Source organism: Niveibacterium terrae, from assembly GCF_048213115.1.
Taxonomy (GTDB): Bacteria; Pseudomonadota; Gammaproteobacteria; order Burkholderiales; family Rhodocyclaceae; genus Niveibacterium; species Niveibacterium terrae.
In genome coordinates, this window is the sequence record NZ_CP172404.1 from 3585201 (window position 1) to 3607632 (window position 22432).

General features: G+C 66.2%; 18 protein-coding genes. 13 read left to right on the plus strand and 5 right to left on the minus strand.

Going from position 1 to position 22432, the window contains the following annotated elements; translation table 11 throughout:
• Position 1 precedes the first annotated feature (1 nt).
• From ACHFB9_RS16600 to ACHFB9_RS16625, 6 genes are all read left to right on the plus strand, one after another.
• Positions 2-1966 carry a transglycosylase SLT domain-containing protein gene (locus tag ACHFB9_RS16600; protein ID WP_417068628.1) on the plus strand — a complete coding sequence of 655 codons (1965 nt, stop codon included), beginning with the start codon at positions 2-4 and terminating at the stop codon, positions 1964-1966.
• A gap of 126 nt (positions 1967-2092) precedes the next feature.
• Positions 2093-2740: a glutathione S-transferase family protein gene (locus ACHFB9_RS16605; protein WP_417068629.1), complete on the plus strand. Its 648-nt coding sequence runs from the start codon at positions 2093-2095 to the stop codon at positions 2738-2740.
• On the plus strand, positions 2737-3822 hold the full coding sequence (gene cca, locus ACHFB9_RS16610; RefSeq protein ID WP_417068630.1) for a multifunctional CCA tRNA nucleotidyl transferase/2'3'-cyclic phosphodiesterase/2'nucleotidase/phosphatase: 1086 nt from the start codon (positions 2737-2739) through the stop codon (positions 3820-3822). Before ACHFB9_RS16605 ends, cca begins: the two co-directional genes overlap by 4 nt.
• Positions 3819-5768, plus strand: a complete 1950-nt coding sequence (locus tag ACHFB9_RS16615) for a transglycosylase domain-containing protein (protein ID WP_417068631.1) — start codon at positions 3819-3821, stop codon at positions 5766-5768. Before cca ends, ACHFB9_RS16615 begins: the two co-directional genes overlap by 4 nt.
• A gap of 1 nt (position 5769) precedes the next feature.
• The gene (locus tag ACHFB9_RS16620; RefSeq protein WP_417068632.1) at positions 5770-7224 is read left to right on the plus strand and encodes a cryptochrome/photolyase family protein; all 1455 of its coding nucleotides are present in this window, start codon (positions 5770-5772) and stop codon (positions 7222-7224) included.
• A 75-nt stretch (positions 7225-7299) separates the two neighbouring features.
• Positions 7300-8883, plus strand: coding sequence for a thioredoxin family protein (locus ACHFB9_RS16625; protein ID WP_417068633.1), 1584 nt, complete (start codon positions 7300-7302; stop codon positions 8881-8883).
• A gap of 36 nt (positions 8884-8919) precedes the next feature.
• On the opposite strand, the gene ACHFB9_RS16630 is transcribed toward ACHFB9_RS16625, so the two are convergent.
• On the minus strand, positions 8920-10779 hold the full coding sequence (locus ACHFB9_RS16630) for a DEAD/DEAH box helicase (RefSeq protein ID WP_417068634.1): 1860 nt from the start codon (positions 10777-10779) through the stop codon (positions 8920-8922).
• A gap of 325 nt (positions 10780-11104) precedes the next feature.
• On the opposite strand from ACHFB9_RS16630, the gene ACHFB9_RS16635 reads away from it, so the two are divergent.
• Both ACHFB9_RS16635 and ylqF read left to right on the plus strand, forming a co-directional pair.
• The gene (locus ACHFB9_RS16635) at positions 11105-12298 is read left to right on the plus strand and encodes an Eco57I restriction-modification methylase domain-containing protein (protein WP_417068635.1); all 1194 of its coding nucleotides are present in this window, start codon (positions 11105-11107) and stop codon (positions 12296-12298) included.
• 41 nt (positions 12299-12339) lie between these two features.
• Entirely contained in the window at positions 12340-13233 is an 894-nt protein-coding gene (gene ylqF / locus ACHFB9_RS16640) for a ribosome biogenesis GTPase YlqF (protein ID WP_417068636.1), read from the plus strand.
• 6 nt (positions 13234-13239) lie between these two features.
• On the opposite strand, the gene ACHFB9_RS16645 is transcribed toward ylqF, so the two are convergent.
• Positions 13240-14451, minus strand: coding sequence for a winged helix-turn-helix domain-containing protein (locus tag ACHFB9_RS16645; protein ID WP_417068637.1), 1212 nt, complete (start codon positions 14449-14451; stop codon positions 13240-13242).
• Positions 14452-14650: 199 nt separating this feature from the next.
• Between ACHFB9_RS16645 and ACHFB9_RS16650 the strand changes: the two genes are divergently transcribed.
• Positions 14651-15580, plus strand: a complete 930-nt coding sequence (locus tag ACHFB9_RS16650; RefSeq protein WP_417068638.1) for a lactate/malate family dehydrogenase — start codon at positions 14651-14653, stop codon at positions 15578-15580.
• 21 nt (positions 15581-15601) lie between these two features.
• Here ACHFB9_RS16650 and ACHFB9_RS16655 read toward each other — a convergent pair whose 3' ends face one another.
• Together ACHFB9_RS16655 and ACHFB9_RS16660 are read right to left on the minus strand one after the other, a co-directional pair.
• Positions 15602-16036: a Fur family transcriptional regulator gene (locus ACHFB9_RS16655; protein WP_417068639.1), complete on the minus strand. Its 435-nt coding sequence runs from the start codon at positions 16034-16036 to the stop codon at positions 15602-15604.
• Positions 16037-16158: 122 nt separating this feature from the next.
• Positions 16159-17412: a tyrosine-protein phosphatase gene (locus ACHFB9_RS16660; RefSeq protein WP_417068640.1), complete on the minus strand. Its 1254-nt coding sequence runs from the start codon at positions 17410-17412 to the stop codon at positions 16159-16161.
• 281 nt (positions 17413-17693) lie between these two features.
• On the opposite strand from ACHFB9_RS16660, the gene ACHFB9_RS16665 reads away from it, so the two are divergent.
• Positions 17694-18293 (plus strand): hypothetical protein, encoded by a 600-nt coding sequence (locus ACHFB9_RS16665; protein ID WP_417068641.1) that lies wholly within the window; start codon positions 17694-17696, stop codon positions 18291-18293.
• 103 nt (positions 18294-18396) lie between these two features.
• Positions 18397-19122: an SLATT domain-containing protein gene (locus ACHFB9_RS16670; RefSeq protein ID WP_417068642.1), complete on the plus strand. Its 726-nt coding sequence runs from the start codon at positions 18397-18399 to the stop codon at positions 19120-19122.
• A gap of 3 nt (positions 19123-19125) precedes the next feature.
• On the opposite strand, the gene ACHFB9_RS16675 is transcribed toward ACHFB9_RS16670, so the two are convergent.
• Positions 19126-19830, minus strand: coding sequence for a TonB family protein (locus ACHFB9_RS16675; protein WP_417068643.1), 705 nt, complete (start codon positions 19828-19830; stop codon positions 19126-19128).
• A 289-nt stretch (positions 19831-20119) separates the two neighbouring features.
• On the opposite strand from ACHFB9_RS16675, the gene ACHFB9_RS16680 reads away from it, so the two are divergent.
• Both ACHFB9_RS16680 and ACHFB9_RS16685 read left to right on the plus strand, forming a co-directional pair.
• Positions 20120-21130, plus strand: coding sequence for a hypothetical protein (locus ACHFB9_RS16680; RefSeq protein ID WP_417068644.1), 1011 nt, complete (start codon positions 20120-20122; stop codon positions 21128-21130).
• Positions 21131-21172: 42 nt separating this feature from the next.
• Positions 21173-22420, plus strand: a complete 1248-nt coding sequence (locus ACHFB9_RS16685) for a cystathionine gamma-synthase family protein (protein ID WP_417068645.1) — start codon at positions 21173-21175, stop codon at positions 22418-22420.
• The last annotated feature ends 12 nt before the right edge of the window (positions 22421-22432 follow it).

The following is a 22432-nucleotide window of genomic DNA, read 5'->3' on the forward strand; positions in this document are numbered from 1 at the left end:
AATGAAAAAGGTCTTGTGCGGTGTACTCGGCGTTGTCACGCTGCTAGTGGGTGTCAGTACCCCGGCGGCGGCGGCGGAGGACCGCTTCCAGGCTGGCCGCGAGGCAGCCCGGGCGGGCGATCTCGGTCGCCTGAATCGTCTGATCCAGGAAGCCGGCGATTCGCCGCTGGATGGCTATCTCTCCTATTGGGCGCTTTCGATCCGGCTCGCCCGCCGTGAAAACCTCGACGCCGACTACGCGGCCTTCCTCGCCCGCGAAGACGGCAGCCTGCTCGCCGAACGCGCGCGCGCCGACTGGATCCGCGCCTCGGCTCGCGCCGGCCGCTGGGACATCGTCCGCAGCCAGGGCCCCCTGCTGCGTCAGCCCGAACAAGAAATGAACTGCTGGCTCTGGCAGGCCAAGATCGCCGCAGGCAGCCCCAGCATCGCCAGCGATGCGAGCAGCCTCTGGAACAGCACGAGCGAACCCGGTGAAGCCTGCGCGCCGGTGATCGCGGCGCTCTCGGTGCTCAAAACCGCCGACGCCCACTGGCAGCGCGCCCGCCGCCTTCTCGAAGTCCAGCATTTCGCCGCGGCCCGCGCGACCCTCGCGCGCCTTCCCGCCAACGAGGCGCCCCAGGCCCAGCAGATCGCCGAGGCGCTCGAGAACCCGCTGCTCTTCCTGTCGCGCAACCATCCGCCCATCGACCGACCCAGCCGCGAGACTCTGGTGCTCGCGCTGTCCCGCCTCGCCCAGATCGATTACCGCGGTGCCGCGGCCCGGCTCGAAGTGCTCGGCCCGGTGATGCCTGCGGCTGATCGCGGTTATCTCGCCAGCGTGATCGGCTGGCAAGCGGCGCGCGCCAATCAGCCCGACGCGCTGACTTGGTACCACGCCGCAGGCAAGGCCGAACAGAGCGCGGAATCGCGCACTTGGCACGTCCGCTCCGCTCTGCGCGCCCAGGCCTGGGGAGACGTGCGCCTCGCGATCGACATGATGGGTCCGGATCAGAGAGCGCTGCCCGAATGGACTTACTGGCACGGCCGCGCCGAGAAAGAGCTGGGCCGCCCCCGGGAAGCCCAGGATGACTTCGCCCGCATCGCGGGTCAGCCCAACTTCTACGGCATGCTGGCCGGCGAAGAACTGGGCCACCCGTTCACAGCACCGCGCGCCGCCGCACCGGCGAGCCGCGAAGAGCTCGCCCGGGTCGGGAATGACCGTTCGATCCGCCGCGCGCTCGCGCTGCTCAGAATCGGCAGCCGTGTCGACGGAGTGCGCGAGTGGAACTGGGCCGTCCGCGATGTGAATGACCGCTTCCTGCTCGCCGCAGCCGAGATCGCCCGCCGCGAACAGCTCTACGACCGGGCGATCTACAGCGCCGAAAAAACGCGAACCGAGCACGACTTCGGGCTGCGCTACCTGCTCCCGTACTACGACACGGTCGAACCGGCTTCGCGCCGCTGGGGCCTCGATGTGTACTGGGTCTACGGCCTGATGCGCCAGGAGAGTCGTTTCATCAGCGTCGCCCGCTCCTCGGTGGGCGCCCAGGGCCTGATGCAGGTGATGCCGGCCACCGCGAAATTCGTCGCCGAAAAGATCGGTCTGCCTTTTTCCGCCGACCAGGTCAGGGAGACGGACACCAATGTGACGCTCGGAACCGCCTATCTGCGGATGATGATGGACAGGCTGGACAACCAGATGGCGCTGGCCTCGGCTGCCTACAACGCCGGCCCCGGCCGCATCCTGCGCTGGCGCACCGATCAGCCGGTCGAGGGTGCGGTGTTCGCCGAGACGATCCCGATTGCCGAAACGCGCGACTACGTCAAAAAAGTGCTCGCGAACACGGTCGCCTATGCCGCGCTGTTGACCGGCAAACCCCAGTCGCTGAAGAGCCGGCTGGGAGTGGTTCAGTCCGCACTGAGCCCGGATGCGCCGGCCGACCTGACCCGGCTTCCCGCCGCCGACGGGACTGCCCAGCCTCAGTGAACGAGAGCCACCGCACGGGGGAAGTCAGCGCCTCTCCCCCCGTCGGACTTGCGCCGCGCCACGGGTAAGCTAACATCCCATCCGCATCTCCCGTTTCGCGGCGCCTTGATGCCGCATCGAGAAAAAATGAAACTCGTCATCGCCAACAAAAACTATTCGAGCTGGTCGCTTCGCGCCTGGCTGGCCTTGCGCGCGACAGGCCAGAGCTTCACCGAGGAACAGGTCCTGCTGGGCCAACCTGACTCGCGCGAGCAGATCCTCAAGCATTCGCCCTCCGGCCGCGTGCCCTGCCTCGTCGACGGCTCGCTGCTCGTCTGGGATTCGCTGGCGATCATCGAATACCTCGCCGAGCAGTTCCCCGCGCTGTGGCCCGAGGATAGAGGCGAACGCGCTGTGGCCCGCTCGATCTCGGCCGAGATGCATTCGAGCTTCCCGGCCCTGCGCAGCCAGATGCCGATGAACATCCGCCGCAGCCTGCCCGGGCGCGGTCACAGCGCCGAATCGGAAGCGGACATTGCGCGGATCGTGCAGATCTGGAACCGCTGCCTTGCCCGCCGCACCGTCGAGGGCCCTTATCTGTTCGGTCGCTTCAGCGGCGCCGACGCGATGTTCGCGCCGGTCTGCTTCCGCTTCCAGACTTACGGAGTCGAACCGACCGGGCCGGCCGGAACCTATCTCGCGACGATGCTGGCCCACCCAGCGATGCGCGAATGGCAGGCCGCGGCCGAACAGGAAACGGCGATCGTCGCCGCGGACGAACTACCCGGCCAATGAAGACTTACATCGTCGGCGGCGCGGTTCGCGACGCGCTGCTGGACCGGCCAGTCTCGGACCGGGACTGGGTCGTCGTCGGCGCCACACCGGAAGAGATGCTGGCCGCAGGCTTTCGTCAGGTCGGCAAGGACTTCCCTGTCTTCCTCCACCCGCAGACGCGCGAGGAATACGCGCTGGCGCGCACCGAGCGCAAGACCGCGCCCGGCTATCACGGCTTCACGGTCCACGCCTCGCCCGAAGTCACGCTCGAAGAAGACCTGCAGCGGCGCGACCTGACGATCAATGCGATCGCCCAGGACGAGGATGGCCAGCTGATCGACCCCTGGGGCGGTCGGCAGGATCTCGAAGCACGCGTCTTTCGCCACGTCAGCCCGGCTTTCGCTGAAGACCCGGTTCGCATCCTGCGCGTCGCCCGCTTCGCCGCACGCTTTCCCGATTTCCGGATCGCACCGGAGACGCTCGCGCTGATGCGCGCCATGGTCGCGGCGGGAGAGGTCGATCACCTGGTCGCCGAACGCATCTGGCAGGAGTTCGCCCGCGGGCTCGCGGCGAGCCGGCCATCGCGGATGCTCGAAGTGCTCGGCGAATGCGGGGCCCTGCCCCGGCTGCTCCCAGAACTGACCGCGCCCGGCGCGCTGGACACTCTGCACCTGCTCGACAGCGAATCCCCGCTTCCCGAAGCGGGCCGCTACGCGCTGCTGCTCGCCCGACTCAGCACCCCGGCCGCCGAAGCGCTGAGCCTCAGGCTCAAGGTTCCCAATGACTACCGCGAACTCGCCCGCCTGCTGATCGCCGAGCAGCAACAGCTGAGCGAGACGCCGACGCAGAGCGCCGAAGAGCTGCTCTCAGTGCTCGAACGCTCGGATGCCTGGCGCCGCCCCGGCCGGATCACCGATCTGATCGCCTGCACCGCGGTTCTCGCACCCGACGTCGATCAATCGCAGCTGAGCCTCGCGCTCGAAGCCGCCCGGAGCATCGATGCCGGAGCGATCGCGAAGCGCTGCGCGAACCCCGCCGACATCCCGGCGGCCTTGCGCGCCGCCCGCCTGGACGCCGTGCGCAGCGCACTGAAGAGCTCATGAAACGAATCGCGCTGATTTTGCTGTTCCTCGCGCTGCCGGCCTGGGCACAACTGCCCGAGTTCGAGCAGGTCCGCACCCGCAGCGTCGCCTCCGATGCGCTGCTGCTCGACCGCCACGGAACACCGCTCGCCGACCTCCGTTTCAATCCGAGAGTTCGCCGGCTGGACTGGGTCAGGCTCGAACATTTCTCGCCGGCGCTGCGCGAAGCGCTGATCGCCGGAGAAGACCACCGTTTCTTCGAACACGAAGGCGTGGACTGGAAAGCGGTCGTCGGCGCGATGTGGCACAACCTGTGGCACCACAACCACCGCGGCGCCTCGACGCTGACGATGCAGCTCGCCGGTCTGCTCGACCCCGCCCTGGCCATCCCCAAGAAGCCCGGGGCCCGACGCGACCTCGGCCAGAAATGGGATCAGAGCAAGGCGGCCAGGCTGCTCGACGCGCACTGGAGCAAGGCCCAGATCCTCGAAGCCTATCTGAATCTCGCGCCCTTCCGCGGCGACCTCCAGGGCGTGCATGCGGCCAGCGCGGTACTCTTCGGCAAGAGTCCGGACCAGCTTGACCACGCTGAATCGCTGCTGATCGCGGCGATCCTGCCCAGCCCGAACGCGCGCGCCGAGCGGATCGCCTATCGCGCCTGCGCCCGGGCCAAGGCGGCAGGGGCCGCGAACCTCTGCCCGAGGATAAACGCGCTGGCCTTCCGGCTGGACAGCCCGCGCAACCGGCCGCGCTTCGCGCTCGCGCCTCACCTAGCGCGCACGGCGCTCAAGGCGGGAGGAGAGCACGTCGCGACGACGCTGGATGCGACGCTGCAGAGACAGGCGCTCGAAGGCCTGCGCCGAGGCCTCGGCCGCGCCGCCGACAAGGTCAATGCGGCGGCGCTGATCGTCGACACAGCCGACGGCAGCGCCCTGGCCTGGGTCGGCAACACCCGCGCCGAATACCGCGATCTGCTGGGGCAGAAGGCGGTCTGGAATCAGGTTCAGATGCCTTTCGCGGCGACACTGGCGATCGAGAAGCGCACCGCGACCGCCGCGAGCCTGCTGCCCGAACCGGAAAACCCGGAGACTCCGTGGCGCAGCCTGCGCCGCAGCGTCCAGCAGCCGAACGCAGCCAGCCTCACGGCGCTGCAGGAGATGCTCGGCGACGGGCTGACCGAGAAGTTGCGCAACGTCGGCATCGCCGCCGACGGCGAAGCGAGCCTGCCCGGGTTGAGCCAGGCGATGCGCAGCCTCGTCTCCGGCGGCCATTTCGCTCCGCTCCACTGGCAGGGCGAGGCGCACAGCCGGCGCGTCTGGCGTGGCGATGCCGCTTTCGTGACCAGCGAAATCCTCGCCGAAGCGGGAGCCCGCCCAAGCCCCTACGCCGAAGCGGTTCCGCCCGGGGCGGGCTGGCGCGCGCTGTGGGCGCTGAACGGACGGGATGGCAGCACCGCGCTGCTCGCCGGCAACACCCGGCAAATCGTCGCGGTGTTGATCGCGGGCGGCGATGCCCCCCGCCTCGCGAGCCGAAGCCTGCGCGAGATCCTCGAAAAGCTGGGCAACAACGGCAGCCCCAGGACGCCTCGCGGCGTCGTCCATACTCTGGTCGCATTCGATCCGCCCATCGAAGCGCCCCGGCGCGAGTATTTCCTGCGCGGCACCGAGACCAATCTGTCGAGCATCGCACCGGTCGCCTCTCCCGTTCATCCGCAGATCGAGCACCCGCTCGCGAGCGAAAGTCTGATCGCGCTCGGCGCCGACGAAACGCTGGCGCTCGAAGCGTCAAGCGCCGCCCAGGGCGCCCGCTGGTTCGCCGATGGCGAGCTGATCGGCGAAGGCCTGCGCATCCTGTGGAATCCTCCGCCCGGCCATCACCGGCTGGAACTGCGCGGCCCGAATGGCGAAGTCTGGGACAGCCGTGAGTTCGAACGCCTGCTGGTCGAAACCGAGACCGAGGAGCCCTGAGATGGGCGCGCTCGCGGACTCGGCTCTGGTCTGGTTCCGACGCGACCTGCGCGATACTGACCACGCAGCGCTGCATCACGCGCTGAAGAGTCACCGTCGGGTCTTCTGCGCCTTCGTCTTCGACACCGCGATCCTCGATGAACTCGCCGATCGTGGCGACCGCAGGCTCTCCTTCATCCACGGCAGCATCGAGGAGCTGAACCGCGCGCTGCGCCGTCGCGGCGGCGCGTTGATCGTCCGCCACGGCGATGCCCGGGAAGAGATCCCCCGGTTGGCGCTGGAACTGGGAGTCGCCGCCGTCCATGCCAATGCCGATTACGAGCCTTTCGCGCTGCGCCGCGACGACGCGGTCAGCGGCGCCTTGGGCGCGCTCGGAATCGCCTTCCGGGCCTGGAAGGATCAGCTCATCTTTGAGAAAGACGAGATCCTGAGCGGCGCGGGCAAGCCCTACTCGGTCTTCACCCCCTACAGCCGGGCCTGGCTCAAGGAACTCAAAGCGGCCGATCTTGAAGCCCGGCCAGTCGAAGGCCTGCCGGGAACTCTGGCCGCGCCGCCTTCGCTGCCGGCCATCCCGTCCCTCGCGGCGCTGGGGTTTACGAAGAGCCCGGTCCTGCTGCCCTGCGGGATCAGCGGCGCCCGCCAGCTCTGGGCAGACTTCCAGAACCGGATCGCCGACTACGCGCGAACGCGCGATTTCCCGGCCCTGAAGGGGGTGTCCTATCTGTCCGCCCATCTACGCTTCGGCACGCTGTCCATCCGCGAGCTCGTCCGCTTCGCCGCCGGACAGAAAAACGAGGGCGCCGAGACCTGGCTCAAGGAGTTGATCTGGCGGGAGTTCTACCAGCAGATCCTCTGGCATCGCCCGGAGATCGAAACCCTCAGCTTCAAGCCCGAGTTCGATGCAATCGAGTGGGAGAGCGGAGCGCAGGCCAATGATCATTTCGCGGCCTGGTGCGCGGGGCGAACCGGCTATCCGCTCGTCGATGCGGCGATGCGTCAGCTCGCCGCGAGCGGCTGGATGCACAACCGGCTGAGGATGATCGTCGCCAGCTTCCTGACCAAGGATCTGGGCCTGCACTGGCTGCGCGGCGAGCGCTTCTTCGCCGCGCAGCTGCTCGACTTCGATCTCGCGTCGAACAACGGTGGCTGGCAGTGGGCCGCATCGACAGGCTGCGATGCCCAGCCCTGGTTCCGGATCTTCAACCCGATCGCTCAGTCGCAGAAGTTTGATCCCGAGGGCAACTTCATCCGCCGCTACGTCCCCGAACTCGCCGGCGTGCCCGCCCCGCAAATCCACGCCCCGTGGCTGATGAGCCCGCAGCAGATGGCCGCTACCGGCTGTGTGATCGGCCACAACTACCCGGCGCCCGTCGTCGATCACGCCGCGGCCCGCGCGCGCACTCTGACGCGTTTCGAGCAGCTCCGCCGCGCCGATCTGCACCCGGCGCCGCTCTGAGGCACAATCGCCCCAGGCGCCCGCCGGATGCGGCCGCCCCCCTCGGCAACCCGCGCCGTTTCAGAAGGATTTTTGATGATTCCGACCTCCCCCCTCCTCCGTCTGAGCCCCATCGTGCTGTGCCTGCTCGCTGCCTGCTCGAAAACTCCCGAACCGACGCCTCCGGCCGCGAGCGCTCCGACGAGCGTCCAGCAGAGCGCGCCCGCCGTCAGCGGGATCAGCTCCGTCCCGTGGTTCAAGGGCGGAGTCGAAGCCGCTTTCGCGGCCGCGAAAGCTCAGAACAAACCGCTCTTCCTGTACTGGGGCGCCGTCTGGTGCCCCTACTGCAACCAGGTCAAGGCCACGCTGTTCAACCGCGCCGACTTCGCCGAGCGCGCGAAGAACTTCATCCCTGTCGAGCTCGACGGCGACTCGCCCGAAGGTCAGAAACTCGGTGCGCACTTCAAGGTCCGCGGCTACCCGACGATGATCCTGTTCAAGCCGGACGGCACCGAGATCACCCGACTGCCCGGCGAAGTCGATGCGGCGCGCTACCTGCAGGTGCTCTCGCTCGGGATCAGCGCTGAACGCCCGGTCCGCGAGACGCTCGCCGCGGCGCTCAAGGGCAAGGAACTCAAGCCCGAGGAATGGCGGCTGCTCGCCTACTACGCGTTCGAAGCCGACGAGGCTTCGGGCGTCCCGGCCGACGCGCTTCCCGACGTGCTCGCAAAGCTCGCGCGCGCCGTGCCGGCCAATGAACCCGAACTGGCAACCCGGCTCGCGCTCAAAGCACTGTCGGCCAAGGCCGAGCTGACGCCTCAGCCCAAGCTGGCCGGAGATGCCGCCGCGAAGCTGATCGACAAGATTCTCGACTCCCCGGCCGAAGTGCGCGGCAACTTCGACCTGATCGTCGCCAACCCGGACAAGATCGTCAGCCTGGTCACGCCGCCCGGAGACGCCCGCAAGGCACTGGCCGCGAAATGGGACGCGGCGCTGACCGGCCTCTCGCTGAATGCAAGCCTGTCGACGACCGACCGCTTGAGCGCGACCGGTGCACGCGTCGCTCTGGCCCGGATCGATGGCGCGAAGCTGCCCGAAACGCTGGCCAAGGCGCTCGGCGAACAGGTCCATCAGGCCGACACCAATACCCGCAACGGCTATGAACGCCACTCGGTGATCTATACGGCCGCCGGCATCCTCGGCGAAGCGGGCCTGCTCGACGCGGCCGACACGCTGCTCAAGGCCGAACTCAAGCGCTCCTCGACCCCTTACTACTTCATGCGCATGCTGGGCGGCAACGCGAAGAAGCGCGGCGACAAAGCCGCGGCGCTGAAATGGTACGAGGAAGCCTGGACTGCCGCGTCGGGCGGAGCGACCCGGCTGCAGTGGGGAGGCGGCTATATCGCCGGCCTGATCGATCTCGCACCGACCGATGCCCCGGCCATCGAAGCGGCGACCGCGAAGCTCTTCGACGAGGCGGGCAAGACTCCCGACGCTTTCTACGAACGCAACCGCGCGGTGCTCGAAAAAACCGCGAAGAAGCTCGTTGAATGGAGCACCGCGAACAAGCAGGCGGCGGTGATCGCTCGCCTGAAGGCGAAACTGGACAGCGTCTGCAAGGCGCTGCCCGGGGACGATGCGCAGCGCCCGGTCTGTGCGGAGCTCTTCACCCCGCACTGATGAGCGGACTGTCCGCGGCAACTGCCGCGGACAGGTTCAGAACGATTGTGGCTTCTTCGGCTTCTTCGCGAAGCCGGAAGGCTTTTTCGCGAAACCGTCCGGCTTCTTGCCAAAGCTCGACGGCCCTTTCCTGAAGGGCTTGTCGCCAAAGTCCCCGCGCTCGCGGTGGAAGTCCCGCCCGCCTTCGCGCGCGGGACGACTGCGGTGCTCGCGCTCAGGCACCGCCTCTCCGTCAGCGAAAGCGCGGATGTTCAGCCTGGTCTGGCAGACCCGGGTCTGGCGCAGCGTCGCCAGAACGCTCTCGGGCAGATCGACCGGCAGTTCGACGGTGCTGAAGTCGCTGAACAGGTTGATCTGGCCGATGAAACGGCCTTCGATTCCGCCTTCGTTCGCGATCGCACCGACGATCTCCTTCGGGCTGGCGCCCTGGGCGCGGCCCACTTCGATCCGGTACTTCGCGAGCTTGCCGTCGGAAAAAGCCCGCCGACGCTCGAGGATCTCGCCGCGATTCTCGCGCGGTGCGCGCTCGCTGCGCTCCTGGGCGACGGGCAGATCAGGGTATTCGCGGGGGTCGAGCTGCAGAGGCTTGTCCTTCTGGGCAAGCCAGGCCAGAGCCGCAGCGACTTCCCGGCCGGACAGCTCGTTCTCCTGCTCGATCTCGGCAACGACATCGGTGAAGAACGCGAGCTCTTCGTTGCCGAGCGCATCAAGGATCTGCTGCTTGAACTGCGCGACGCGGCGATCGGCGACGTCCTCGCGGCTGGGCAGGTTGATCGGCGTGATCGGCTGGCGCGTCGCCCGCTCGATCGCACGCAGCATCCGGAATTCGCGCGGCGCGACGAACAGGATCGCTGTGCCCTGACGTCCCGCGCGGCCGGTGCGGCCGATCCGGTGCACATAGGCTTCGGTGTCGTAGGGGATGTCGTAGTTGATCACATGCGAGATCCGCGGCACGTCGATGCCACGCGCAGCGACGTCGGTCGCGACGATCATGTCCAGCGAGCCGCTCTTGAGCCGGTCGATGACCTGCTCGCGCAGGCCCTGGGTCATGTCGCCATTGAGCGCGGCAACCGCATAACCGCGGGCTTCGAGCTTTTCGGCGACTTCGACGGTCGCTGTCTTGGTGCGGACGAACACGATCGCCGCGTCGAAATCGTCCTCGACTTCGAGGATGCGGGTCAGCGCGTTGATCTTGTCGGTGCCGCGCACCTGCCAGTAGCGCTGCGAGATCGTCGCGACCGTCGAAGTCGCGGCGCGGATCTTCACTTCCTTGGGTTCGCGCAGGTATTGACGCGCGACGCGGCGGATCGCGTCCGGCATCGTCGCCGAGAACAGCGCGGTCTGCCGACTCTCCGGCGTGTGCTTGAGAATCCATTCGACGTCGTCGATGAAGCCCATCCTCAACATTTCGTCGGCTTCGTCGAGCACCAGCGCGCGCAGATCGTCAAGCTTGAGGCTTTCCCGTTCCAGGTGGTCCATGACGCGGCCCGGAGTGCCGACGATGACCTGGGCACCGCGCGCGAGACTGCGCAGCTGCACAACCATGCTCTGTCCGCCGTAGATCGGCAGCACGTGGAAGTTCTTCAGCTGCCGCGCATAGCTCTGGAAGGCTTCGGCAACCTGGATCGCCAGCTCGCGCGTCGGAGTCAGGACCAGAACCTGCGGCTTGCTGCTCGCCAGATCCAGCCGTTCGAGCAGGGGCAGCGCGAAAGCGGCGGTCTTGCCGGTTCCGGTCTGCGCTTCGCCGAGCACGTCGGAGCCGGCAAGCAGATGCGGAATGCAGGCGGCCTGAATCGGGGACGGCGTTTCATAGCCGAGCACGGTCAGCGCCGCGAGAAGGGGAGAGGAGAGACCAAGACTTGCAAAAGTCTCGGTCGATTCGGAATTTTCGGTCATCGTTTCACCGTCCAGGTGAGGGGCGGCGCACACAGCGGGGCCCGGTAAAAAAGATCAGCCCTACAGTATCGCCGACCCGGACGAAAAAACCGAACCTCAGTTGCGCGAAAACCGCGTCATTCGCGAATCGGCCCCTCCCAGACCTTCGCCTCATGGATCGAATCGTCCGCCGCCTTCAGCTGGCCACCCGCGTCTTGAGCCGCAGTTCCCCGTCTTGCAGCGAGGTTGCGATATCCCGGCGGGGGGAAAGGAAAACCCACTCTCATCGGTGGCTTTATCCGCTGACAGGATAGAATCGACGGTTCGATCAAGATTTCCCCCCGCGATGAACCCGCAGCCCTCCTCCCCTCCGATGCGCAACGTGATCACGCTGGGCCAGGTCTTCACGCCCGACGCAATCGTCACGCTGATGCTCGCGCTCCGTCAGCGCCAGGGATCGGTGCTGGAACCGGCCGCCGGCGACGGAGCTTTCGCCCGACGCCTGCCCGGCTGCGTCGCGATCGAGTGCGATGCACGGGTTGCGACGGCAGACATCCGGGTCATGGATTTCTTCGATCTGCCGCTCGATCAGCGCTTCGACACGATCATCGGCAATCCGCCCTATGTGCGTTTCCAGGACATCGCAACAGAGACTCTGAACCGGCTCGACCTGAGCCGCTTCGACCAGCGCACCAACCTCGCACTGTTCTTCATCGAGAAGTGTCTGCGTCACCTCGCACCGGGCGGCGAGCTGATCTTCATCGTGCCGCGCGAGTTCATCAAGCAGACTTCCGCGCGCAAGCTCAACGCCCGGCTTTTCGAGCTGGGCACGATCACGCACTGGATAGAACTCGGCGATGCGCCGATCTTCGCCGGCGCGACGCCGAACTGCGCAATCTTCCGCTTCGAGCGCGACAACTTCTGTCGTCGCACAGCCTGGCGGCGAATCGAACAGCCCGACTGGACGGTGCGCGAGTTCGTCCATCTCGACGGCCAGCTCGCCTTCACCGGTACGCCGCTGACCGTGCCGCTAGCCGATCTGTTCGACGTGCGGGTCGGCGCGGTCTCGGGCGCGGACTCCCTCTTCACGCATCCTGAGGGCAATCTGGAGCTGGTCTGCTCGCACACCGCCGAGAGCGGACAGACGCGGCGGATGTTCTACAATCTGCGCCACCCTCAGCTCGAAGCGCACAAGGACGCGTTGCTCGCGCGCCGGATCAAGCCGTTCAATGAATCGAACTGGTGGCGTTGGGGGCGCGCCTACCCGGTCAGCGAAGCGCCGCGGATCTACGTCAATCACCGGACCCGCCGGGCCCGCCCCTTCTTCACCCACCCCTGCAAAGCCTTCGACGGCGCGGTGCTGGCACTCTTCGCACGCAATGCCGCGCTGGATCTGGAGAGGGCGACCGAGCTGCTCAACGACGCCGTGCCCTGGGAAGAGCTGGGCTTCTTCGTCGATGGCCGCTATCTTTTCACTCAACGCTCGCTGCAGACAACACAGCTTCCGGACGCCTTCGCAGCGCTGCGCGACCTGCGATAATCGGCCCCCAACACGCGAATAGCGTCTCACAGAAAGCCGCCATGCCCATCCAGTGGTTCCCCGGACACATGAACTCGGCGCGCAAAAAGGCCGCCGAGACCCTTGCCTATGTCGATGTCGTCATCGAAGTCGTCGATGCCCGCCTGCCTGAAGCGAGCGCGAACCCGATGATCCGCGAGTTGCGCCAGTTCCGGCAGCGCCCCTGTCTGCGCATCCTGAACAAGAGCGACCTCGCCGATCCGGACGCGACGCGCCAGTGGCTGGACTATTACAACCGCCAGGACGGCGTCCGCGCGGTCGCGCTGTCGTGCAAGAAGCCCTCCGATGTCGCCCGCGTGCCCGGCCTGTGCAAGAGCCTCGCGCCGCACCGCAACGACGGCGTCAAGCCGCTGCGGATGATCATCATGGGCATCCCGAACGTCGGCAAGTCGACGCTGATGAACGCGCTGCTCAAGCGCCGCGCCGCCGCGGTCGGCGACGAGCCGGCGGTCACGAAGAGCCAGGCGACTTACGATCTGGGCTCGCAGATGACGCTGACCGACACGCCGGGGATGCTGTGGCCCAAGATCGAATTCGATTCGGATGGCTACATGCTCGCCGCAAGCCACGCGGTCGGCACCAACGCGGTCGTCGAGGAGGAAGTCGCGGCCTTCCTCGCCGAGCTGCTGCGCGATCGCTACCCGGCCCAGCTCGCCGCCCGCTACAAGATCGACCTGGCGGACATGGACGGCCCGGCCATCGTCGAAGCGATCGGCAAGCGGCGCGGCTGCCTCGTCAAAGGCGGCGGCCTGGACCTCGAAAAAGCCGCGCTGATCCTGCTCAACGACTACCGCAGCGGCGCGCTGGGCCTGATCAGCCTGGAAACGCCCGAGACGCGGGAAAAGATGATCGCGGCGACCAAACCTGTCCCGCAAGCCCCCGAAGACAAAGACTGAGTTCCTTCAAGGCCCGGGGATGGAGAGAACCGCGCCGAGCGGATTGTCTTTTGCGCTGATCCGCAGCTGCGGACAGCCATGCCAGTCGGCGCAGCGCCGCAGGCAGCGGCCCAAGTCGGCGCCGAAACGAAGCGAAGGACGGACGCCCGCTTCGAGATGGATGGACTTGATCTCGAAGACTCTCTGGGCTCTGTGGGCCTTCGCGTCGAGGCGGCCGACCAGACGCCCACGCGCCAGTATCGGCAGCACGAAATAGCCGTACTGGCGTTTCGTCTCGGGCGTATAGCACTCGATCCGGTAGTCGAAACCGAACAACTCCAGCGCACGCTTGCGATCCCAGACCACCGGGTCGAAAGGCGAGAGCAGCGTCGTCACCGTCGAGGCCAGAGTTCCGGCCTGCGCCTCGTCGAGCAGCGCGGCGTGATCGCGGTGGACATAAGCCGGCGACGCCCACCCCTCCACCCGCACCGCAGTCAGTTCGCCCGCGTCGGCGAACTCTTCGAGTAGTGCTGCGCTGCCCTGGCGCTTGATCCGGTAGTAATCGGCCACCCAGGCCGGCAGCGCCAGGCCCAGAGCCCGGCAGCTCATCTTCAGCATTTCGCGCCGGGCAGCATCGGAGCTCAGCGCGTCGCGATCGTCCCAACCGGGCAGAACCCGTTCGGCGAGGTCGTAGACACGCTGAAAGCTCTGGCGCCGCGCAACCATCAGACGGCCCAGCGTGAAGAGCACTTCGAGGTGTCGCTTCTCGGGCTTCCAGTCCCACCAGCCCTTGCCGCCGCCATCGCGGCGCTCGAAGTCGGCGGCACGCACCGGGCCGGCCCGCTTCACCCGTTCAAGCACTTGCTCGATCTCGGTGCGGTGACGGGCCGCCCACTCCGCCGAGTACTTCCAGCCCATCGCCGCCGGATCGAGCATACGGTGACGCAGCAGCCGGTAATCCTCGATCGGCACGAGGCAGGCCTCATGTGCCCAGTACTCGAACAGCGCCCCCTCGGCCAGCAATCCGTCGAGCCAGGCCGGATCAAAAGCCCCCAGCCGACTCCACAGCACGAAATAGGGGCTGCGCGCCACGACGCTGATCGTGTCAATCTGCAGCAGGGCCATGCGCCGGATCGTTGCGAGCACCGCGTCGCGAGACGCTTTGTGTCGCGGAGGCGCGCGCAGCCCCTGGGCGGCCAGATGAAGGGCGCGGGCAGCGGAGAGCGAGAGGTGGCGCATCAGCAGGACTCGGCGCAGCAGGAGGAGCGATTATCGCCGCCCTATCCGCCGCCGCGTATACCCGTCATCGCCCCGGATCTCGGCCCGGCGACGAATTAGAATGTCGGCTCCGGGCCGACCGCTATCCGCGCGAGCGCCCCCATCGGCCAAAAGCCGGTGTCCCCTTACGACAGCCCTGATCGGGCTTCTGGAGCAGGCAATGAAAATATCCGTGATCGGCATGGGTGCGGTCGGCACCGAAATCGTCGGCTATCTGGTCAACATGTCGGAAGTGACCGAGATCGTCGCCGTCGACAAGGCCCGCGAAAAATCCGAAGCGGAGCTGTGGGACTTCGCCCATACGACCTCGTTCATCTACGCGAAGAACCCCCGCCTCGTCGTCGGCGGCTACGCCGAGACCGCGGGCAGCGACGTCGTCGTGATCACGGCCGGCGCCCAGCTCGCCAAGGGCCAGAACCGCGACGATCTGGTCCGCATCAACAGCGGCATCATCCGCGAAATCATCCGTGAAGTTGAAGCGAACTCGCCAGAAGCCGTCGTGATCATGGTCACAAACCCCGTCGACGTGCTGACTCTGGTCGCGCTGCGCGCCTCGAACTATCCGCGCGAACGCCTGATCTCGGCGGGCACGATCATCGACTCGGCGCGCTTCATGCGCATCCTCGCCGAGCACGTCGATCTCGATCCGAAGAACATCTTCGGCTACATGCTCGGCGATCACGGCTCGACCGGCTTCATCCCGTGGAGCATCTGCAACGTCTGCGGCCTGGACATCGACAGCTATTGCGAACTGAACGGGATCGAACCCATAGACAAGGCGAAGCTGCGCCAGCGCGTGCTCGACGCCGGCTTCGACATCTTCAACCGCAAGGGCAACACGAACCACGGCATCGCCGCTTCGGTGTTCCGCGTGATCCGCGCGATCGCGTCCGACGAGCGCTCGGTTCTTCCGGTCGGCGTGCGCCTCGACGGCGAATACGGGATCGACGATCTGGTCGTCAGCGTGCCCTGCGTGGTCGGCGCGGGCGGCGTTCAGCGCATCCTCAAATATCGCTTCAGCGAATCCGAACAACGTGAATTCGCCGGCTCGATCACCCACCTGAGATCGCTGGTCGCGCTGACCGACTGAGGAGATCGGACTGCGCGGGGCTTACTTGTGCGGCTCGGACGGATTGCAGGCGGCGCAGTGGCCGTGGACCGAGTATTCGACCTGGGTCGTCGCGAAGCCTTCGGGCAGACGCGGCGCTTCGGGCTGCACGTCGTCGAGACAGAAGACCTTGCCGCAATCGTCGCAGACGAAATGCGCATGCGTGCCATGAGGCCGGTCGGCGCTGCTCGCGGCCGAGAAGCGGAAAACACGCATCTCGTCGGCAAGCTTGTGCGCGAGCCCCTGCTCGACAAGCCAGTCGAGCACGCGGTAGAGCGTGACGCGGTCGACCGGAACCTCGCCGGCGAGCGCCTCTTCGACTTCGCGGTGCGAGAGCGCGCGGGAGGCTCCGCGCAGCAGGGCCAGCACGCGCAGGCGGGCGGGCGTGACGCGGGCTCCGCGCTCGCGGAGCTGGCGGGCAAGATCGTTGGCAGTCATGGCGGCGATTCTATTTGCAATTCGGTTGCAAAAGCAAACCGGCGCCGATCGAAAAACGGCGGGAAGGCCTTCGCCTCCCCGCCGCGCACACCCTGAGTAGCACTGTAGTGCTCAGGCCATCCTCATTGAAGCTTCGCGACCATCGCGTCGATCTGGGCCTGGGTCAGATAACCACCGTCGATGAAGTGCTTCGAGACCGCAGCCTTCAGATCGGTGACCGCGGTGATGTCGCTGACGCCGAGCATCTTTTCCAGTGAATACTTGAGGATCTTATAGTCGCGGAATTCCTTGATCCCCATGTCGTTCGAGCGCTGGTAGTCGGCCTTGATGTCGTCCCACTTCGCGCCACCGAAGGCCGCCAACACCGCGGTGAACACGCCGGTGCGGTCAGTGCCCAGGCGGCAGTGGATCGAAACCGGGGCATTGTTGGCCGGATTGTTGATGAACTCGACGACTTGCTTGATCCAGCCCCCGAAAGCCGCGCCCGACGAAGAATAGTAGACGGTGTTGTAATCGGCAGAAGGCAGGAAGAGCACGTGTCCGCCGCTGACGATGTTCTGGTAGTAGGGCGTCAGCGCCTCACCAGCAGCGAGGCTGGCGGTCTCGTCCTTGTACAGCGTGATGTCGGACTGAACGCCGTGCTCTTCCATCAGCATGTTGACCTGCTTGACCCGCTCCACCTCGGTGTCAAACTGGGTGCGCGACATCTTGAACGGGTGATAGCTACGGAACAGCTTGGTGAGGCCCGGAACCTGGCGGAAATTCGAGATCTTCTCGCGTCCGATTTCCGTAGAGAGGTTGAAGTCGTTGATCGTTTTGACGGTGTTGGCGATGACCGTGTTGTTGATGACCGCACTGACATCATCGCCCGGGAAGATCAACAGCTGGTTGCCCGAGAACGAGTAGCCGAGCGGCGCCGTGCTCGGAACACCCATATAGGCTTCCTTGCTGGCCGTGCCCGCGACGGTCCCCGCAACGATGAACTGGAACTCGGGCTGACCGCTGTTGCCTGGGATCTTGACGCTCGCGAACGGCACTTCGACGAACCAGATTCCCTTGTTCGTCGCGCTGGCCTTCATCTGGAACGCAGCCGGCGTCGGGTTGGCCCAGCCGTTGAACGATCCGCGCACGCTGACACCAGTGATCGCGGTGACCTTCTGGGCCTCCAACGCGGTCTTCTGCGCAGCCTCGTCGAAGAAGAACACGACGCTGGTATCGGTCAGCTTGTAGCCCAGAGTCGTCGCCGTTCCGTCCAGAGTGACCGGAAGATCGGACTTGACCACCGTAGAGCCATCACCGTCCGAGCCACACCCGGCCAGCAAGGACAAGGACAGACAAGCCGCCCACAGGAAGGCCCAAAAACCTGCTCTTTTCATTACATCCACCTTCTGCTGTCGTTAAAAAAATCGAACACGACACAGCCGCGCCACGGAGATCTTCGCCCCCTGAGACCGAGAATGAATATGTCACAGTATCCCGGAGGGCCAATTCGACACGCCTTGCATGACAGAAAAATTTCAGGCTTACCTGACTCCAGTCAAAAAGGCCGGATGACCGAAATCGGATTTGTTCACAATTGAAACCCGGGTTCGCTGCGCGCAGGACAGATCACCCGCGCTATCCTGAGCAGAGGAGAACCTCAGCTCAGGAGAAAACCATGACCCGCCCCGCCTTCCCGCTCATCACGCTTGTGCTCGGGCTTGCCGCCTGTGCGACGCCCAGAATGGAAGCCGAATGGAGCGACCCCGCCTTCGCGGGCCAGGCTCTGCGTGACGCTCCGGTCATGGTCGTCTGCGAGGCGGCCGATGACGCGACCGAGAGGCTCTGCATCGAAACCCTCGTCAGCGAGTTCAAGAACCGCGGTCTGCGCGCTTTCGGCGCAAGCCGCCTGGCCGCGGCCAACCAAGGGGCGGATACCGAGCGCTACCTCCCTGCCGCACAGTCAGCCGGCGCCCGCGCGGCGCTTGTCGCACGCCTGAGTCCGGAAGCGACCTACATGGAGCCGCCGGCATCGGTCGGGATAGGAATCGGCGGAGGAAGCAGGCACTTCGGCACCGACATCGGCGTGGCGCTGCCGGTCGGTTCGGCCAAGCCCAGAACCGCCTATTCCGGCAGCGCCAGCCTGATCGAAGTCGCAAGCCGAAAAGTGATGTGGTCGGCCAAGGCCGTCGCACCGGCAGCCTCGTCGCAGCAGGAGCAGATGGGCGAGTTGGCCCGCGCGCTCGCCAACTCGGCGCACAAGGCCGGCCTGTTCTGACCGGAACCAGGAAATTCGTCCTAGCTCATCCGGGATCTTTCAGGGTTTAATGCATGCGCTGCCGCGTCGAGTGCAGTGGCCCTGACGAAGGAGGAGTGTCCTCATGCAGACGAGTTTCCCCGAGCAGCCCCCGGCCAGAGACGACTCCGCGCCCTGTTCCGCGCAACGCCTGCAAAGGGCGATCCGGACTTCGGCGCACGCCCACGGCTTCGCGGGAATCCGCCTGAGCCGCAAGGAGCGCGCGTGGCAGACCACTCTGGTGCTGCTCGCTCTGGGCCTGGTTCTGCTGCCTTTGTTGCAGAACGCCGGGGTCGCGCTGGCTCTGGCCCCCAACGTGTTGAACCTGATCCAGGTCTTCCTCGCGGTTGCGGTGCTGATCGCGATCGTGCTGCTCGCTTCGGCGAACCTGGCTCTGCGCGGCCGAACGTTGAGCGAATGCGCAGAACGCCTGAGGGAGCTTTCGCACGAATTCGACAAGGTCTGCGAGGACCTCGGCCCCACAGTCATGCCTTCGCACATCCTCGACGAATTCCGCACCCGCCACAGCGAAACCCTGCGCAACATCGAAGCTCCTTGCCACAACGACCATCGCCAGACCCTGTGGGCGATGGCCAGCGACTATGAGCTCGATCCGGCCAGCCGTCTGCGCCTGGGCCTGAGCTCTGCGGCCTCGCAGCTTTTCTCGCTCGCCCTGCCCCTGCTGCTCTTGACGCTCGAAGCCTTCTTCATCGCCAATGCGCTGGGGCTCAATCACGAACTGAACCAGTTGCTGGGTCCGGCCGCCGATCTGACGATGAAAGCCGAGCCGGATCTGACGCTCAACCGCTGAAGCTCAGTTCGGATCGATCTGAAGCTCGACGAGCTTGACGATCTCCTTGCCCGGCGCCGCGTAGCGCCACTGCTCGACCGCAGTCAGGACCGGCTGGCGCAAGGCCGGGTGGCTCGTCTCGACGACCTCGGCGCCCCGCACGGTCCCGTTGGGCTGGATCCTGAAGCGGACAACGATGTTGCCCTTGCCGCGCAGCCTTGCCTTGAGCGCATCGCTGATGAAAGGCTCGACCAGATCCAGCAGTTTCGGTGCCGGCTCATCCTCTTCCTCCGGCACGTCGACAGGCAGAGGCAGAGCGGCGGTCGGCGCGATCGAAGCGACGGGCAGCGCTGCGGCGGGGAGCGGCGCCGGAGCGGCCGAAGCAGGAGCGAGCGCGGACGCGATCGGTGCAAGGCTCGGGGATGTCTTGGGCGCCGGCGCGGGTCTGGCCGCGGCAGCGGCGACCGACGCGGACTGAACACGCCTCACCTGAGCCGCCGAGTGCTCGGCCACAAGCGCGGCGGCCTTGGCCTGAGCTTGGCGCTTGCGCTCCTTTTCAACCTTGTCGGCGAGCATGATCCAACGCACCGGCCCTTCGACCTGGCGGCGGGTCGCCTCGGAAACCTGAGCGGGATTGACGACCGGGGTTTGCTCCGCCCAAACCGAAGCGCTCAACAACACGGCGATGACCCCCGAAAACACGACGGAGCGTCTTTCCAACCCATCCATCACAGCCTCCTCGAATCGAAACCTCGCCTTCTTCCGCGCGGCGCGAAAACAGAACCGGCGACACAGAAATAGCTGTAAGCAAAAAATACGCCCACGGATCGATGCCTCGCCCCGCACGCCAAAGCCTGTTCTGACGCGAGTTTCGACGCTCGATCCGCAGCTCGCCGCAGAACAAAGCTGTTGCCCCCTGCACAGCCCTGGGCGGCTTTGCACCGACTGATCGCATTGCCCACTTGCCCCGCTCCCCGCACACGGGCACCATCGCCTCTCGGCATCACAGGACAAGGCAATGGGACTTTTCGACGCCTGGCGCAAGCGGGCACTCCCCCTGAAGAGCACCCCGGTTTCCGCGGCGCTGGTGCGCGACACCAGCGCCTATCTGCTGCGCCTGACCAATCCCAGGCTCGCGCTTGTGCCGGGCTTCGAGCAACGGCTGGCCGACGCGGTTCGCGGCGCACTCGATGTGATGGTCCGCTGTCTGGAAACCCTGCCCACCTTCCATCAGATCGACCCCGACAACTGGATGGGCGATCCTCAGCTGGCCTCCTTCTTCGTCTCCCGGGACGAGATGATCCACGCCTTCAGCGTCTCGGAGCCGGTGCTGCAGTATTTCGCGAAGAGCCCGGTCGCCGACTCGGTCTGTGCCGTGCTGACGACCCGGATGATCGAGCGCGAGGTCTTTGGCGTCGCGTTGAGCGAAGGTCAGCTGCGCAACGATGTGCTCCAGCGGCGCGTCAGCTTCTCCGAACCCAAGGTTCCCATCGTCGCCCACAGCGAGGCCGAGCTGCGCAAGGCGATAGGCCGAAGGATGATCGAGGAGCTGGCGATGCTGGGCATGGAGAGGATCGCGGCCCGCCAGGACGAGAAACGCGAACTCGGCGAAGCTCGCTCGCTGCTGCTGGCGCGAGAGAGAATGCTGCAGCAACAGGGCGCAGGCCTGGGCGAGACACCCGCCGCGATCAACGAGATCGAGGCCCGCCTGCGCGAGAATGCGCGCGCGCTCGCGAAACTCGGGGATGGGGCCGATGCGCTGGAACGCGACCTCGACGACATCTGCGCCGTGCTCGGCGAAGCCGGACAGCGGGTCGGAGTCGAACGCCGTCAGCTTCGCCTGACCGCGACGAACCAGCTCGTCGAACAAGGCGATCCGGGCGAGCCGGTGCGTACCTTCGAACAATGCTTCGCCTTCGTCCGCCGCGGCGAGCAGACCCGCGAACGCGCTTTCCTGATGACCCGCTTCCCGCGCTCGGCGCTGCGCACCGAGACGCTGGATCTGGACGCGGCGGCACGTCTGCTCTGAGGCCGAGTAAAATCGGATTTCGTCTTCCGGAAAGCAGCTGCCATGACTCGCACTCCCTCCGAATGGGGCTTTACCTCCCTCACCGTCCACAATGACCACCTCTCGGGCGTCGAAGCCGGCGGAATCCACAAACCGCTGCACACTTCGGTGCAGTTCGGCTATGGATCCTCGGCGGAGCTGGTTGGCGTCTTCCAAGGCTCGCTCGGCGGTTTCAATTACGCCCGGCAGGGCACGCCGACCACCGCGGCGCTGGAGACCTGCATCACCCGGATGGAAGGCGGCCGCGGCACGGTCAGCTTCGCGAGCGGAATGGCCGCGATCAGCGCGGTCTTCACGACCCTGCTCAAAGCGGGTGACCACCTCGTCGCCAGCCGCTTCATCTTCGGCAACACCAACAGCCTGCTTGGAACCTTGCAAGGTCTGGGGATCCGCGTGAGCCTCGTCGACGCGACCGAAGTCGCGAACGTCGAGGCGGCCTTGACGCGCGAGACGCGGATGGTCTTCGTCGAAACGATCGCGAACCCAGGCACCCAGATCGCCGACCTCGAAGGAATCGGCGCGCTGTGCGCCGCGAAGAAGCTCGTCTTCGTCGTCGACAACACGGTCACTTCGCCCTGGGCTTTCCAACCGGCAAAGATCGGCGCTTCGCTGGTCGTCAATTCGCTGACCAAGTCGATCGGCGGCCACGGCGATGCGCTGGGCGGAGCGGTCACCGATACAGGAAATTTCGACTGGTCGGACTATCCGAACATCTTCCCCGCCTACCGCAAAGGCGATGCAGGCAACTGGGGGCTGACCCAGATAAAGAAGAAAGCGCTGCGTGACATGGGCGCTGCGCTATCCCCGGACGCCGCGCACCGGATCGCAATCGGCGCCGAAACGCTGGCCCTGAGGATGAAGGCCGCGTCGGGCAACGCCCAGGCTCTGGCCGAGTTTCTGGCCGGGCATCCGGCAGTCGCCGCCGTCCACTACCCGGGCCTTGCCTCGCACCCGCAGCACGAGCGGGCGAAGCGCCTGTTTCGCTGCGCCAGCTGGCAACTCTCTTTCGAACTCGCCGACGAAGCGGACTGCCTGCCTTTCATCGACCGCCTGAGCCTGCCGATCATCGCGACCGGCCTCGGCGACACGCGGACCCTGATCATCCCGGTCGCGCATACGATCTTCTGGGAAATGGGACCCGAGCGGCGAGAGAGCATGGGCATCGCCGACTCGCTGATCCGGGTCTCGGTCGGCATCGAAGAGCGCGAAGACATCCTCGCCGATTTCGCGGCGGCACTCGAGCGCCGCTGACTCCCCGGCAGC